General features: G+C 54.0%; 13 protein-coding genes and 1 tRNA gene. 4 read left to right on the top strand and 10 right to left on the bottom strand.

Annotated elements, in window-relative coordinates; translation table 11 throughout:
- Nucleotides 1-4: 4 nt before the first annotated feature.
- Nucleotides 5-835 (bottom strand): serine O-acetyltransferase, encoded by an 831-nt coding sequence (gene cysE, locus EL386_RS05120; protein ID WP_126454076.1) that lies wholly within the window; start codon nt 833-835, stop codon nt 5-7.
- A 35-nt stretch (nt 836-870) separates the two neighbouring features.
- Nucleotides 871-1,596, bottom strand: a complete 726-nt coding sequence (gene trmJ, locus EL386_RS05115) for a tRNA (cytosine(32)/uridine(32)-2'-O)-methyltransferase TrmJ (RefSeq protein WP_126457235.1) — start codon at nt 1,594-1,596, stop codon at nt 871-873.
- Nucleotides 1,597-1,734: 138 nt separating this feature from the next.
- On the opposite strand from trmJ, the gene suhB reads away from it, so the two are divergent.
- Both suhB and EL386_RS05105 read left to right on the top strand, forming a co-directional pair.
- The gene (gene suhB / locus EL386_RS05110; protein ID WP_126454074.1) at nt 1,735-2,535 is read left to right on the top strand and encodes an inositol-1-monophosphatase; all 801 of its coding nucleotides are present in this window, start codon (nt 1,735-1,737) and stop codon (nt 2,533-2,535) included.
- 134 nt (nt 2,536-2,669) lie between these two features.
- Nucleotides 2,670-2,948, top strand: coding sequence for a hypothetical protein (locus EL386_RS05105; RefSeq protein WP_126454072.1), 279 nt, complete (start codon nt 2,670-2,672; stop codon nt 2,946-2,948).
- Nucleotides 2,949-3,095: 147 nt separating this feature from the next.
- Here the strand turns inward: EL386_RS05105 and secF are convergent, their stop codons facing one another.
- The 5 genes from secF to queA all read right to left on the bottom strand — a co-directional run bounded on the left by secF (nt 3,096) and on the right by queA (nt 8,799).
- Nucleotides 3,096-4,034: a protein translocase subunit SecF gene (gene secF / locus EL386_RS05100; RefSeq protein ID WP_126454070.1), complete on the bottom strand. Its 939-nt coding sequence runs from the start codon at nt 4,032-4,034 to the stop codon at nt 3,096-3,098.
- 10 nt (nt 4,035-4,044) lie between these two features.
- Entirely contained in the window at nt 4,045-5,919 is a 1,875-nt protein-coding gene (gene secD, locus EL386_RS05095) for a protein translocase subunit SecD (protein ID WP_126454068.1), read from the bottom strand.
- Between the two features lie 85 nt (nt 5,920-6,004).
- The gene (gene yajC, locus EL386_RS05090) at nt 6,005-6,340 is read right to left on the bottom strand and encodes a preprotein translocase subunit YajC (RefSeq protein ID WP_126454066.1); all 336 of its coding nucleotides are present in this window, start codon (nt 6,338-6,340) and stop codon (nt 6,005-6,007) included.
- A gap of 45 nt (nt 6,341-6,385) precedes the next feature.
- Nucleotides 6,386-7,501, bottom strand: coding sequence for a tRNA guanosine(34) transglycosylase Tgt (gene tgt / locus EL386_RS05085; protein WP_126454058.1), 1,116 nt, complete (start codon nt 7,499-7,501; stop codon nt 6,386-6,388).
- 266 nt (nt 7,502-7,767) lie between these two features.
- Nucleotides 7,768-8,799 carry a tRNA preQ1(34) S-adenosylmethionine ribosyltransferase-isomerase QueA gene (queA, locus tag EL386_RS05080; RefSeq protein ID WP_126454055.1) on the bottom strand — a complete coding sequence of 344 codons (1,032 nt, stop codon included), beginning with the start codon at nt 8,797-8,799 and terminating at the stop codon, nt 7,768-7,770.
- 81 nt (nt 8,800-8,880) lie between these two features.
- Here queA and EL386_RS05075 point away from each other — a divergent pair.
- A tRNA-Leu gene (locus EL386_RS05075) sits at nt 8,881-8,967 on the top strand.
- Between the two features lie 311 nt (nt 8,968-9,278).
- Nucleotides 9,279-11,144, top strand: a complete 1,866-nt coding sequence (locus EL386_RS05070) for a DEAD/DEAH box helicase (RefSeq protein ID WP_126454053.1) — start codon at nt 9,279-9,281, stop codon at nt 11,142-11,144.
- Nucleotides 11,145-11,367: 223 nt separating this feature from the next.
- Here EL386_RS05070 and EL386_RS05065 read toward each other — a convergent pair whose 3' ends face one another.
- From EL386_RS05065 to EL386_RS05055, 3 genes are read right to left on the bottom strand one after another with little or no spacing between them, the layout of a single operon-like run.
- The gene (locus EL386_RS05065) at nt 11,368-12,156 is read right to left on the bottom strand and encodes a dienelactone hydrolase family protein (RefSeq protein ID WP_126454051.1); all 789 of its coding nucleotides are present in this window, start codon (nt 12,154-12,156) and stop codon (nt 11,368-11,370) included.
- Nucleotides 12,157-12,172: 16 nt separating this feature from the next.
- Nucleotides 12,173-12,571 carry a peptide-methionine (R)-S-oxide reductase MsrB gene (gene msrB, locus EL386_RS05060; RefSeq protein WP_126454049.1) on the bottom strand — a complete coding sequence of 133 codons (399 nt, stop codon included), beginning with the start codon at nt 12,569-12,571 and terminating at the stop codon, nt 12,173-12,175.
- Between the two features lie 56 nt (nt 12,572-12,627).
- Nucleotides 12,628-13,542 carry a cyclic nucleotide-binding domain-containing protein gene (locus EL386_RS05055; protein ID WP_126454047.1) on the bottom strand — a complete coding sequence of 305 codons (915 nt, stop codon included), beginning with the start codon at nt 13,540-13,542 and terminating at the stop codon, nt 12,628-12,630.
- Nucleotides 13,543-13,576 lie beyond the last annotated feature (34 nt).

Below are 13,576 nucleotides of genomic sequence, written 5' to 3'. Positions count from 1 at the left end.
GGGTTCAGGGCTTTGTCTGGGCATCATCGTTGGCCGCTTTTTGCTCGTCCAGGCCACCATCACTGATAGGCTCCGGCTCATCGGCTGACTGGATCTTGCAGGGCCCCAGGTCAGGCAGAGATAAGTCATTGATTTCACCACCTAAACTCTTCAGGGCCTGGCACATGGTCTCCATCTTATTATCCATGGCATGGATATGGTCGAGCATGCTATTGACGGCGTTGGCGACCGGGTCAGGCATATCGCCATGCGAGGTGCCGTAGGCGTCGAAACCGATCTTCTCGGCAAATGCCTTGCGTTTTTCATGGTCTTTACTGCGGGGTACCCTTTTGACGATGTGTCCGGGGATCCCGACCACGGTGGCATTCGCCGGTACGTCCTTCACTACCACGGCATTAGAGCCCACACGACCATTGGTGCCAATGGTTATGGGCCCTAACACCTTGGCCCCGGCCCCGACGACGACGTTATTGCCCAGGGTCGGGTGGCGTTTGCCCTTTTTCCAGCTGGTACCACCGAGGGTGACACCATGATAAAGCGTGCAGTCATCGCCGATTTCAGCGGTCTCACCGATCACCACGCCCATACCGTGGTCGATGAAAAAACGCCGACCGATACAGGCACCTGGATGGATCTCCACCCCGGTAAACCAGCGCGCAATCGTTGATAACCAGCGTGCCAGCCAGCGCAGCTTCCACAACCACAGGCGGTGACTGATACGGTGGGCCAGTAAGGCATGAAAGCCCGGGTAGTTCGTCAGAATATCGAACACGCTCCGCGCCGCGGGATCGCGGTCGAATACACAAATGAGGTCTTCGCGGATACGGCCAAACATAAGCGTCCTGATTCTTCTAAAAGTGGTTAACGTAACTATTGTAAACGATTCCGTGCCTGTTTTTGTGCCGCTGTGAGAATACCGCGCAGGATATTCACCTCGGTCTCTTCAAGCCGGGCCCTATTATAGAGTCTGCGCAGGCGGCGCATGAGTTGGCGTGGTTTGTCCGGATCGAGAAATTCAATCTCTACCAGGGTTTCCTCCAGATGCTGGAAGAAACGTTCGATCTCGTCCGCTGTGGCGAGCGGGCTATCAGTCGCCACCTCGGTTATCCCTTGCCGACCGGCCATATGTATTTCGTAACTGAGCACCTGCACCGCCGCCGCCACGTTCAGCGAACTGAATGTTTCATTGCAGGGAATATGCACAAGGGCATTGCAGCACAGTAGTTCATCATTGGTCAGACCCGAGTGTTCACGGCCAAACACCACGGCCACCGGGGCCTGTTGGTGTGCATTGATAATCTGCACAGCCGCCTCGCGCGGCTCAGCCAGCGGCCAGGGCAAACTCCGTAGCCGGGCACTGGCCCCAAAAACCAGACTACAACCAGCCACGGCCTCTTCGAGGCTTGCGCAAACTGTAGCTTTGGCCAGCAGGTCATCTGCCCCAGAGGCACGCGCGCTGGCATCGGCATGCGGAAATACGTGTGGATTAACCAGGTAAAGCTCACTCAAGCCCATGTTTTTCATGGCCCTGGCTGTCGCACCGATGTTGCCGGGATGACTCGTGCTAACCAGCACAATGCGTATATTCTCGTACATGGCGTGCACGCTACCGATAACCACCGCGCAAGTCCAGCCGCGACTTGTGATTTTCCCTTCCCGACTATACACTTGCGTCCATTCGCAGGCCCCTGCCTGCACGCTCTTATTTAACCACTGGATAGCAGGAACCTACGCATGCAACCGATGCTGAATATCGCCGTGCGCGCCGCGCGCGAGGCTGGCAAGATCATTATGTATCATTTCCAACGACTTGATACCCTGACGGTCAGTAGCAAGGCCAAAAATGACTTTGTCAGCGAGGTCGACTTCAAGGCCGAGCAGGCGATCATCCAGACTATCCACAAGGCCTATCCGGACCACGCCATTTTGGCCGAGGAGAGCGGGGCCCAGGGCGACAATGAATTCGAGTGGGTCATCGACCCCTTGGATGGCACCACCAACTTCCTACATGGTTTCCCCCAGTTTGCGGTCTCGATCGCCCTGCGTCACAAGGGGCGCCTGACCCAGGGCGTCGTCTACGACCCCGTTAGCCAGGACCTGTTTACCGCCTCACGTGGCGGGGGTGCGAACCTGAATGATCGTCGCATCCGCGTCAGTAATGCCCGCGGCCTGGATGGCGCCCTGCTTGGCACCGGTTTCCCTTTCCGCCAGCAGGAACACCTCGATATGTATCTGGAGACCTTCAAGGCCCTGTTCCCGAACACCAGTGGCATCCGTCGCCCGGGGTCCGCCGCGCTGGACCTCGCCTATGTCGCTGCCGGTCGCCTGGATGGTTTCTGGGAACTCGGTCTGAGCCAGTGGGATATGGCTGCTGGTGCACTGCTCATCCTCGAGGCCGGTGGCATCGTTGGTGATTTTTCCGGGGGACACCAGTATCTCGAAAAGGGACATATAGTCGCCGGTAACCCGAAGATGTTTAAAGCGATCCTCTCGACGATTCATCCGCATCTGAAACCGGAATTCATTGCGCCTTAAAACCGGTATTGCCCGTAGCCACTATATAGTGTGCCTGAGGGCCTGCCTGGCACTGCATAGTGTGACGCAGGTCCTCAAGTTTTTACTCTGCCGTCCGACATAGAGTACACACACAACAAAACTGGGGTATCGGAATGCCGAAACGGTATAACCTCGAAAAATTCAGTAACTCGAAACACCTTCAGAACAGCAAGGCCCTTGAGTTGATCATGCGCGATGTCATTGATGGCATGGAGGAACTGGCCAATATGAGTGGCTTCGCGCCCAAGGTCAGTCAATGTTTTGAGATCCTCGGTATCGATTCACCGGAAAACTTTGTCGACGCGCCAGTACCTGTGGCCAGTCGCACTCAGAGCAAACAAGACAGTGCTGTCGTCATCCCGCTCAAGGGTAAAAAGCGGGCTGCTGCCTGATAACAGGAATAGTTTTATAGCCCGTTTGTATTACGGCAGCTGGGCTGAAGCAATGTGCATAAATCAGGATGGATAGAAACAAAAACGGCGACTGAAACCAGTCGCCGTTTTTGTTTTGTCCGCTTAAACCGGGTTCCAGTGGTTCAATCAGACTTGAGAGCCGTCGGGATTCACATTCTCCGGTTTCACCTGCACCAGGTCCGCCTTGCTCACGCCCAGAGCCAACGATGCGGTACTAGCCACATAAATGGATGAGTAGGTACCAACGAAGATACCGACAAGCAGAGCGGCAGCAAAGCTGTGGATCAACTCGCCACCGAGGAAGAACAGGGCCAGCAATACCAGCATGGTGGTCAGTGAGGTGATCAGGGTACGTGACAGGGTTTCATTAATCGAAACATTGAACACATCAAGCGGCGCTTCGGTGCGCATGCGACGGAAATTTTCACGAATACGGTCAAACACCACGATGGTATCGTTGAGTGAGTAACCGATCACCGCCAGCACCGCCGCCAGCACGGTCAGGTCGAACTCGAGTTGCAACAACGAGAAAAAGCCTAGCGTCACTAACACATCATGGAATAATGCCGCGACCGCACCCACCGAGAACTGCCACTGGAAACGCAGAAATACATACACAAAGATACCAAACAGGGCATAGAGAATGGCAAGGGCACCCTGCTCGGTCAGTTCCTCACCCACCTGCGGACCGACATATTCGACACGGCGTATTTCCACCGTGTCTTTTGTCGCCGCTCGCAAGGTATCGAGGACTTTCTTGCTCAGGTCGACGCTGCTGATGCCTTCACGCGGTGCCATGCGGATCAGCACATCGGTCGAGGCCCCGAAGTGTTGCACCTGGGCATCACCATAGTCTTTTGACAAGGCTGCACGCACACCTGCCAGTTCGGTGGGCTGGCTATAACCCACCTCGATCACGGCACCGCCGGTAAAATCGACACCAAGGTTCAGTCCCCTGGTGGCCAATGATGCGACTGAGGCGGCCATCAGGAGTAACGACAATATCATCGCCAGACGGCGTTTGCCCATGAAATTAAATTTGCTGACTTGCTTGAAAATTTGCATGGTCTTATTCCTATATCGACAGCTTGCTCAGGCGACGCTTGCCCCAAGCCAGGTTGACTACTGCACGGGTACCCATGATGGCGGTAAACATGGAGGTAACGATGCCGATAGACAGGGTGATCGCAAAACCTTTAATCGGCCCGGTACCAAACACGAACAGGACAACCGCGGCGATCAAGGTGGTGACATTGGCATCGGCAATCGTCGAGATGGCCTTGTCATAACCGGCCGAGATACTCGCCTGTGGCGAGTTTCCAATGCGTAACTCTTCCCGGATACGTTCAAAAATCAGCACGTTGGCATCTACGGCCATACCCACGGTCAGGACGATACCGGCAATACCCGGCAGGGTCAGGGTCGCCTGCAGCATGGACAATACGGCGATGATCAGGACCAGGTTCGCGGTCAGCGCGAGGTTGGCGACCAGACCAAAACCACGGTACCACACCGCCATGAACACCAACACCAGCATGAAACCGATGATCACTGAGCGTGTACCCTTGTCGATATTGTCCTGTCCCAGTGATGGGCCAATGGTACGTTCTTCGACGATATCGACCGGTGTCGCCAGAGAACCCGCACGCAGTAACAGCGCCAGCTGGCGTGCCTCGTCCGCGCTATCCAGACCGGTGGTCTGGAAGCGCTTACTGAAGGGTTCAAGGATATTGGCAACGCTGATAACCTCTTCAATCTTCTTGCGCTGACGCACTTCCTTGCCATCAATATTACGGACGATGGTCTTGGTTTCTATATACACCACGGCCATCGGTTTGCCTACGTTTTCCTTGGTGAACTTGAGCATGCGCTTGGCGCCGGCATCGTCGAGTGTCACGCTCACCATCGGGCTACCACCACGCTGATCCAGACCGGAGGCGGCATTCACGACCATATCACCCGTAACGATCAGGCGTTTCTTCAACAGCACCGGGTTGCCGTTACGTTCCTTGTATAAACGGGAACCTGGCGGCACGCGTCCACGCAGGGCCTCCTGCACATCGTTCTCGGTATCGACCGCGTGATATTCCAGTGTGGCGGTAGCGCCGAGAATATCGCGGGCGTAAACCGGGTCCTGCACACCGGGCAGTTGTACAACGATACGGGACTCACCCTGCTGCTGGATAATCGGTTCAGCAACACCCAGTTCGTTGACACGGTTTCGCAGGGTGGAAAGATTCTGCTGCAGGGCCACACGCTTGGTCTCAATGACCTCATCGCGGTTCAGGCTGGCACGCAGATAGAAGGCCCCGTCACGTTCATCTTCGTTCAGGTCCAGCGTGCGGAATTCCTTGGCGATGACGACACGGGCCTGCTCACGCCTCTCAGCATCACGGAACTTGACCTCGACACCTCCATTACGCGTATCAGTGCCGGCAACACGATTTATGCTCAGGTAACGGACCTTCTCTTCACGCAGGGATGAGCGGATGTCACTGACATAACGCTCCTCACCGAGGCGCTCGGCGGCGTCCATATCCACTTCCATGAGAAAATACACCCCACCGCGCAGGTCCAGACCGAGATACATCGGCAGGGCATTCAGTGAGCGCAACCATTCCGGTGTGGTGGGGACCAGATTCAGGGCAACAGCGAAATCACGACCCAGTTCCTCTTTGACGATGTCCTTTGCCTTGAGTTGCAGCTCGGTGTCATCAAAGCGCACCACCAGTTTATCGGCCTCGCTTTCAATCCGACGATAGACTATGGCCTTGTCATCAAGGATGCTCTTGACCCTGTCAGCGAGGCCCGGATCAAGCTTGGCGCCACGTAACGACGGCGACACCTGTACGGCCGGCTCGCCGGGATACAGGTTTGGCACGGCATAGAGTGCACCGATGGCAATGACAAAGAGGATTAACAGGTATTTCCAGAGCGGGTACTGGTTCATATTATCTATCGCGTATGTTGTGCGCGCCCGGCCTTGCGCCGGGCGTGGCGTGTCCTTACCAATGTCTGTTTACAGACTCTTACGTTTACAGACTCTTAATGGTGCCCTTCGGTAATACCGAGGCCACGGCCTGACGTTGCATTTTAACGGTGATGCCCTCAGCAATGTCGACTTCAACATAGTCATCCGAGACACCGCTCAACTTACCGTAAATGCCACCGGAGGTGACCACCTCATCGCCCTTGCTCAGGGCCGCGACCAATTGTTTGTGTTCCTTGGCACGCTTGGACTGCGGACGGATCAAGAGGAAATAGAACACCGCAAAGATCACCACCATAAAAATCAGGCTGGTCATCGGGTCGCCTTGTCCGGAGGTCGTAGCACTACCCTCGGCGAGGGCTTCAGAAATGAAAAAACTCATGGAATAACACCTTCTCTCGTTAATTCTTGGTAAAAACTGGCGCTATTATGACACAGCCGATGCAGTTTGGGCGCGTTTTGCATAGAAATCGCTGACAAATGTCTGCAGGGACCCTGCCGCGATGGCCTCGCGTAAATCACGCATTAGTGCCTGATAATAATGTAAATTATGCATGGTGTTGAGGCGTGCGCCAAGGATCTCATTGGCCTTGTCGAGATGGTGCAGATAGGCACGGCTGTAGTTTTTGCAGGTGTAACAATCGCACGCCGGGTCCAGCGGGCGTGTGTCATCCCGGTTGGGGGCATTGCGGATCCGCACCACCCCCTCGCTGGTGAATAAATGACCATTTCGCGCATTGCGGGTCGGCATGACACAGTCAAACATATCTATGCCACGGCAGACGCCATCGACCAGGTCTTCGGGGGTACCCACGCCCATCAGGTAACGCGGACGGTCCTCTGGCATCTGCGGGGTCAGGTGATCAAGCACCTTCAACATCTCTTCCTTTGGCTCCCCCACCGACAGCCCGCCGATGGCATAGCCATCAAAACCGATCTCGACCAGCCCCGCGAGTGACTCGTCACGTAGCTGCGGATACATACCACCCTGCACGATACCGAACAGCGCCGCGGGGTTATCACCGTGGGCCTGCTTACTGCGCGCCGCCCAGCGCAGCGAGAGCTGCATGGAATCTCGTGCCTGCTCCTCGGTGGCCGGGAATGGCGTGCACTCATCAAAGATCATAACAATGTCGGCACCGAGTGCACGCTGCACGGCCATGGACTCTTCCGGCCCCATAAAGACCTTGTCGCCGTTCACCGGGGAACTGAAGTGCACACCCTCCTCGGTGATCTTGCGCAGGTCACCGAGGCTCCAGACCTGAAAACCGCCCGAATCGGTGAGTATCGGCCCTTCCCAGTGCATGAAGTCATGCAGGTCACCGTGCTTGCTGATGATCTCAGTGCCCGGTCGCAACATCAGGTGAAAGGTATTACCAAGCAAGATTTCAGCACCGCTCTCGCGCACCTCTTCCGGGGTCATGCCCTTGACCGTGCCATAGGTGCCCACAGGCATGAAGGCCGGGGTCTCGACGGTGCCGCGCTGAAACTGCAACTGGCCGCGTCGTGCCTGACCCTCGGTAGTTATCAAATCAAACTTCATATCGATCTCAATGTTTTATTCCGAGTCAGAAACGCAAAGTGCGCAAAGACGCAGAGGCCGCAAAGTAAATAAAAATAAAACCTGTTATTACTCTGAGTAATGTCTCCACCCCTTACTAACAGCAAAAATACACCACCGCTTTATACTTATCGAACGTCGTGTCGCGCTCAATCATTCGCTTCGCCATTATTCATACCATATAAATAGTATTAATAACCCTTTGCGCCCTCTGCGCCTTCGCGACCTCTGCGTTCACAACTCCCAACTCAAACCCGGCTAATAAACATCGCATCGCCATAACTGAAAAAACGATAGCGTTCAGCAACGGCGTGCTCATAAGCCTGCATTATAAGCTTATGCCCGGCAAAGGCACTGACCAGCATGATCAAGGTCGACTCGGGCAGGTGGAAGTTGGTCAATATCGCATCGATAGTCAGAAACTCATAGCCGGGGTACATGAATATCTCGGTCTCGCCACTGAACGGCGCCAATACCCCATTATTCGCCTGCGCGGCACTCTCCAGGGCACGGACACTGGTGGTGCCGACCGCGATGACACGCCCGCCAGCGGCACGGGTCTTTTCAATCGCGGCCACGGTTTCGGCACTGACCTCGATGGTCTCACTGTGCATGTGATGTTCACGAATATCATCGACGCGCACCGGCTGGAAGGTGCCTGCCCCCACATGCAGGGTCACCTGGGTGGTGTTCACACCTTTTGCCTTCAACGTTTCCAGCATCGCCTCATCAAAATGCAGACCCGCGGTCGGTGCGGCCACGGCACCCGGGTGTTGTGCATACACCGTCTGATAACGCTCGCGGTCCTGCTCGGCATCCTCGCGTTCGATATAGGGTGGCAGGGGCATATGCCCGTGGGCATCCAGTATCTCAAGCACGTCACGTGGGTCATTGAAACGGAGCTTGAACAGTTCCCCTTCCCGCCCCAGCACCTCGGCATCGATACAGCCTTCGAGGCGCAATGGATTACCCGGCCTTGGCGTCTTGCTGGCCCGCACGTGAGCCAGCACATGTTTAGTATCGAGGACCCGCTCAATCAGCACCTCGACCTTGCCACCACTGGCCTTGTGACCGTGCAGGCGCGCCGGGATCACACGCGTATCATTAAACACCAGCAGGTCACCGGCGCGTAACAAACTGGGTAGGTCACTAAACTGGCGATCTGTCAGCGCGGCGTTGGCGACATCCACGCACAACAGGCGACTCGCGCCACGTTCGGGGGCGGGTTGCTGGGCGATCAGTTCCGGGGGGAGTTCAAAGTAAAAATCACTACGCTGCATGCGCGGGATTCTAACAGACCCTTGGCCGAAACGGGGCTTGAGCCCGGCGAGAAATGCTATACACTACCCGACCTGACCCATGCCGGGGTGGCGAAATTGGTAGACGCAGGGGATTCAAAATCCCCCGGTGGCAACACCTTGTCGGTTCGAGTCCGACCCTCGGTACCACTTCTCTGTTTCATGAAATTTGCAACGATCTTGTGCCCATTTGCGGCCAAATAACGGCCCTGGATGGGCTGGCGTTGAAGACTCTCCCCTCATCACCGGGGCAGGTGGCCGGTATAGGTTTCTGCCATACATCACACCGTTGCCGTGGCCCCAGGCCTTAGGGGCAGTTTCGCCTTTAATTAACGATAAAATAGCCACATTAATTGTCATTTATCTGTGTGTCGGCAAGGAAATCGGGTATGATTGCGCCTCAGATTATCTATACGGCTAATCCGCCAGCCCGGCGATTACCCCTAACCAAGGCGCACCCCATGTCTACCGAGATTGCCAACTTCGAGCAGTTGGCCCTGTCCGCTCCCATTCTTCAGGTCCTGCAAGAGGTCGGCTACGAAACCCCGTCCCCGATCCAGGCCGAGTGTATCCCACACTTACTGGCAGGCCATGACGTGCTTGGCCAGGCCCAGACCGGCACCGGCAAGACCGCGGCCTTTGCCCTGCCATTGTTAAATAACCTCGATCTGAAGCTTAAGCAGACACAGGTTCTGGTGCTGGCACCGACACGTGAACTGGCTATCCAGGTTGCTGAAGCCTTCCAGACTTATGCCCGGCACCTGAAGGGTTTTCATGTTTTACCCATCTATGGTGGGCAAAGCATGAGCATACAGTTGCAACACCTGAAACGAGGCCCGCATGTCATCGTCGGCACACCCGGCCGAGTCATGGATCACCTGCGCCGTAAAACCCTCAAGCTCGATGCACTGCGCGCCCTGGTGCTCGACGAGGCCGATGAGATGCTACGCATGGGTTTTATCGATGACGTCGAGTGGATCCTCGAACAAACACCCAAGCAACGCCAGATCGCGTTGTTTTCGGCGACCATGCCAGATGTCATCCGCAAGGTGGCACGTAAACATCTAAACGATCCCACCGAGATCAAGATCAAAACCAAAACCAGTACGGTCGAGACCATCGAACAACACTACTGGCAGGTCAGTGGCACCAACAAGCTTGATGCCCTGACCCGGATTCTCGAGGTTCAAGACTTTGATGCCAGTATCATCTTTGTTCGCACCCGTACCGCGACAGTAGAGCTGGCCGAGAAACTCGAGGCACGTGGTCACCGTTGTGCCGCACTGAATGGTGATATCAGCCAGGATGTGCGTGAACGTACTGTTCAGCAGTTAAAGAATAAAAAACTCGACATCATCATTGCCACCGATGTCGCCGCACGTGGTCTCGACGTACAGCGCATTTCGCATGTCATTAATTATGACATCCCCAATGATGTTGAGTCCTATGTACACCGCATCGGCCGTACCGGTCGTGCCGGTCGTAAGGGTTGTGCCATCCTGTTTGTTGCGCCACGTGAGATGCGCATGTTGCAGGCTATTGAACGTGCCACCAAACAGAAGATCGAGCGCGTACAACTACCTTCTTCGGAAATCATTACCAACAAACGTATCAGCCAGTTCAAAGAAACGGTACTGGAAGCTATTAATTCAGGCGATCTGGATTTCTTCCATGATATCATTGAGCAGATTCAGCAGGAAAATGAAATCAGCGTCGAACAAATCGCCGCCGCACTTGCGAAACAGGCGCAAATTGATCGCCCGCTACGCATGAAAGAATTACCGAAGGCAAAACAGGAATTGCCACGCCATCGAGATGAGCGACCACGCAAAGACTCACCACGTGGTCACGCCGAGTCACCACATAAGGCCAAACGTCATAACACTGATAGCGATGCCGATATGGTTACCTATCGCATCGAGGTAGGTCGAGATGATGGCGTGATGCCGAAAAACATCGTTGGTGCAATAGCCAATGAAGTCGGTCTCGATTTCGCGAGCATTGGCCATATTAAACTCTATGATGACCATAGCATGGTCGATCTTCCAAAAGGCCTGTCCAAGGCAAACTTCCAGCATCTGATAAAGGTTCGTGTCTGCCACAAACCCCTGAACATCAGTCTTGCCGACGGTTCCAGTTTTACCGAAGAACCGGAGCAGAAAAAGGCACGCCCTAAAATCTCAGTACGAGAAGATAGTCCGGTACCCAAAAAGAAAACTGAACGTGTAAAAGAGAAATGGTCATCTGCGCGTAAGAAAGAGGCTTCCAAAAAACGCGCTAAAAAGGCCAAGGAAAAGTCCAAAGAAAAGAAAAAGACCAAGAAATAAAAATTAATGCGATATTAACCGCAAAGCACACGAAGGAACGCGAAGTTAGTGCGTAGGTCGGATTAGGAGTGAAACGACGTAATCCGACGCCCATGTCAATATAGGCGCGTCGGCTTACGCCATCGCCGATGGCTAAGCCGACCTACAAGAATGATTTTTTGTTTTTCTTCGCGGTCCTTCGCATACTCTACGGTTAATTGATTTTCCAAAAAAACTCTACATCCTATTTAAATATCTTGTTGAAGAACACCTGCATGCCCTGCCAGGACTGTTCGTCGGCGTTTTTATTATAGGCCAGCGGCATATTGAATTTCTTTGCAAAACTATCTGCATCCGGGTTGGTAAAACTGTGCTTGGCCCCGGCCAGGCTCACAAATTCATAATCCACACCGGCATTGGCCATTTCCTGTTTAAAGGCCGTGATCTGTTCTGCCGTCACAAATGGGTCATCAGCACCGTTATAGACCAGCACCCGGGCCTTAACCTTACCCTTTTCGGCTGGGATTGATGTGGCCACGCTGCCATGAAAACTGACCACACCATCCAGGTCAATGCCCTGTCGTGCCATCTGCAATACCATGCCACCGCCGAAGCAGTAACCGATGGCCGCGGTCTTGTCCTTGGCTACCGTCTCATGGGCCGTCAGCAGGTTTAATGCGGCAAGGAACCGCGCCTTGGCGAGGGGCAGGTTGCCACCTACGGCCTTGGCAAATTTACCGGCATCCTCGGGGTGATCAGCGGTTTTGCCATCGCCATACATATCTACGGCCAGCGCGGTATAACCGAGTTTAGCCAGCATACGGGCGCGCTTGCGTGCATAGGCATTATGTCCCCACCATTCATGCACAACGAGAATGCCCGGGCGTTTGCCCTGCACGGCATCATCATAGGCCAGATAACCCTTCAACTCAGTGCCATTATCCTTGTATGTAACCTCTTGCGTTTTCACCTCGGCCTGCACGAATGCAGATAGCAGACAGAGAACGGCGGCAAGCCATATTATGTTTTTCATAAATATATCTCCCACATTATTTCTTATCCAATAATAATGAAACCGAGTTAATACAATAACGCAATCCGGTTGGTTGCGGACCATCCGGGAAAACATGCCCCAGGTGAGAACCGCATTTTCTGCAATGTACTTCTTCACGGTGCATGCCGTGACTGGCATCTATATCTGACTCTACTGCCTGGTTATCCAGTGGCTGCCAGAAACTCGGCCAGCCTGTGCCGGAGTTAAATTTTGCCTCCGAATCAAAAAGCGGTTCCCCGCAACAGACACAGCGGTAAATGCCTTTTTCCTTGCAGTCATGGTATTCCCCCGTAAAGGCACGTTCGGTGCCCTTCTCGCGACAGACATAGAACTGCTCATCGCTCAGTCGCTGACGCCATTCCTGTTTCGATAACTTGCTTGTATCATCATTCATGATTTCAGACCCTGATATCTTTTTGTTACCAATAAATACATTTAGCGCTTTTCTTATCAAACCTCATGCTCCGCAACGAGGATATTTTCAATATCATTCAATATTGTCTGCACATCATTCTCTGATTCCGGTCGTGTGCGTGCGTGTTCGGTGCGCGATTTTCTCTCATGCGCCACCAGGTCTATACTCTCGCGAATATCCGGAAACTTGCGAATAAATTCCAGAAATTCCTCACAGCCCAGACGAACCAGTTCCATTTGCGTCACTGCAGCAATTGATGCGGCCCGAGGTGCCCCGGTTAACAGCGACCATTCACCAAAATAATCACCCGGACGCAACAAGGCAAGATTTAATTCAGTATCATCATCGGTAGTAAAGACCCGGGCCACACCATAATTGATAATAAACAGGGCATCGCCGAGCTCGCCTTCCCGAATCAAACACTCACCTTTAGGCGCCGTCACCAGTGAAGCCACCTTGCACATGTCATCAAAGGCTTCATCCGTGAGTGAATTAAAAATACTCACTGACTTCAGGGCCGTCTGGATACTACGTTTATGATAACGCTCAAACACGGCATCACGAAGCACTGGCACCTGTTCGATTAATTCCTCCAGCACCTCCCCCGGTATCTCGAGTACGACGGAATCCCTGATCACCGTGACCGTGGCGATACGCGGCATCATAAACAATGCGGCGATTTCCCCAAATACCTCTCCTGAACAGAGCTTGCCCAGAGAAACCTGCTTGTTGTGGATCTCCTCGGTCACTTCGACCACGCCATTGATCAACATAAACACATTCCTGTCACGCTGATATTGGCGACAAAGCACCTCACCGGCCCCGACAACACGTATCGTGCCACGTTTTAGCAGGTATTCTCGATCTTGCAGGGACAATAGATCGCCGAAAATCGGGTTTTTTCGCATTGCCCGATGCATAGAATCAAGAATGATATTCACGTTTGGCATCACAGGTTCCTTTTGTGCGATTAGAGTCCGTCTA

It is taken from the genome of Sulfuriflexus mobilis (assembly GCF_003967195.1).
GTDB lineage: Bacteria > Pseudomonadota > Gammaproteobacteria > AKS1 > AKS1 > Sulfuriflexus > Sulfuriflexus mobilis.
The sequence above is the reverse complement of the archived record's forward strand: the minus strand, read 5'-3'. Positions and strand labels throughout refer to the sequence as shown.